This window comes from Borrelia hispanica CRI, assembly GCF_000500065.1.
In the GTDB taxonomy this organism is placed as follows: domain Bacteria; phylum Spirochaetota; class Spirochaetia; order Borreliales; family Borreliaceae; genus Borrelia; species Borrelia hispanica.
Window position 1 is genome coordinate 1 of sequence record NZ_AYOU01000058.1, and the last position, 1636, is coordinate 1636.

The following is a 1636-nucleotide window of genomic DNA, read 5'->3' on the forward strand; positions in this document are numbered from 1 at the left end:
ATATAAACTCAATGAAAATCTTTATATTATTCATGCTAGTGTATTTGGGAATAGGGCTTTAAAGGGTAGTTAATGAGTACTTTAAGCAAAGAAGAAGCTAGCCCAGTGGTTGAAAATAAAAGTACTCAAAGTGCTAAAGTTGCTCATGATACTCAATTGGGCAATCAAGAACAAATAGAATTTTTAAAATCTTTAGATGTAGAGACTCTACAAACTTTAGAAACTATAGAAGATGTAGAGAGTTTGAGATTAAATTTGCAACAAGATTCTGTTCTTGAGTCAGATCCAATCCCGAAAGAAGGTTCAAGAAGTAGGAGCAGACAAAAAAGAAGTGTTACTATCCAAGCTTCAGATTCTAGTTATACAGATGCACTCATCAAACTTAAACAATATACCAAAGTCTTTAAAGAAGATGCTGCTGTATTTGAAAGGGTTACATCTGATTTTCGTGATCGTATGCAAATAGTAGATGCTGATTCTCAAGCACTCTCAAGTTATGTTGACATGATAGAGCGATATGCATACAAAGAATATCCATACAAACGTGCGGTAAAGTTAAAAGTTGAAGAGAATGCTATTTATGTTGTGCCTTCAAATGACGAAGATATGTATGGAGTATGTATTGACGTTTGTGAGAATAGCAATACAGCACTTGTGATTCCAATAACATGTAATTTTTGTGGATACTTAGCTGCTAGTGATTCAAGTATCACAGTCTCAAATAAATTAGATTTTGATTCTAATGGGATGCTTATAAAAGCAGAGAGTGGCGGGAAAAAAATGATTAATATTGTTGCACTTAGTGATGTATTTACTATTGATTTAGCAGAAAATGATTCTAGTCGTAAAGGTCAATATAAGGTTCATTTTGTTAAAGTTGCAATTTATGGCAATAGGTCATAGCAAATTAAGTTAAATGTTAGAGGAGGTTAAGGAGTGTCTAATAATATAACGCAATTAATAAAAGATTATGAAGATAAACGTGATAAGCTAAAAGCATTAATGAAAAACCCAAGTGATGAGCTTTCTGTTTTTAGTAACAATACTGATTTTAGAGACAAATATCAACATTTTAGTAATTCAGGAGGTTCTGTAACAAGTAGTTGTGATAAATTTGAAAGTCATCCAAGTAAAGGCTATCCATATAAAAGAGGAGTAAAACTTGTTGCAAATCAATTTACTCAAGGACAACCACATTTTGAACCTCATGTAGAGGCCGGTGGTGGTGATGATTTATATGGGATATGTGTTGATATTGATGATTATACTGGTGTTGCAACAGTAGCACCAATAACAAATAGATTTGAAGGATATCTTGTTGCAAAAGATAATTCTATAAAATGCAAAGATAAACTTAAGTTTAACTCAGATGGTCAACTTGAAAAAGCAAATGGTTCATCTAATACTAATGCTGTAGCTATTACAGATTCAATAAAAATCACAGATAACCTTCACATGGTAGGTGTAAAAAGCTATGGAAATAAAGCTTTAAATTAAAGGAGATTAAAGATGTCAGATTTATTTGATGAAAATTATTATGCTAAGGAAGTAGTAAACGTTGTAAGAGAAACAAAAATACCAAAATTCTACAGCTGGTTTATCGACTCTCAAATAGAAGATGTTGAGCTTAAAAATG

General features: G+C 31.8%; 2 protein-coding genes. Both read left to right on the top strand.

From position 1 onward, the window contains the following. The first annotated feature begins 72 nt into the window (after window positions 1-72). Window positions 73-903: a DUF228 domain-containing protein gene (locus U880_RS09840; protein ID WP_051373859.1), complete on the top strand. Its 831-nt coding sequence runs from the start codon at window positions 73-75 to the stop codon at window positions 901-903. A gap of 33 nt (window positions 904-936) precedes the next feature. Then, window positions 937-1497 carry a DUF228 domain-containing protein gene (locus U880_RS0101530; RefSeq protein WP_024654494.1) on the top strand — a complete coding sequence of 187 codons (561 nt, stop codon included), beginning with the start codon at window positions 937-939 and terminating at the stop codon, window positions 1495-1497. The last annotated feature ends 139 nt before the right edge of the window (window positions 1498-1636 follow it).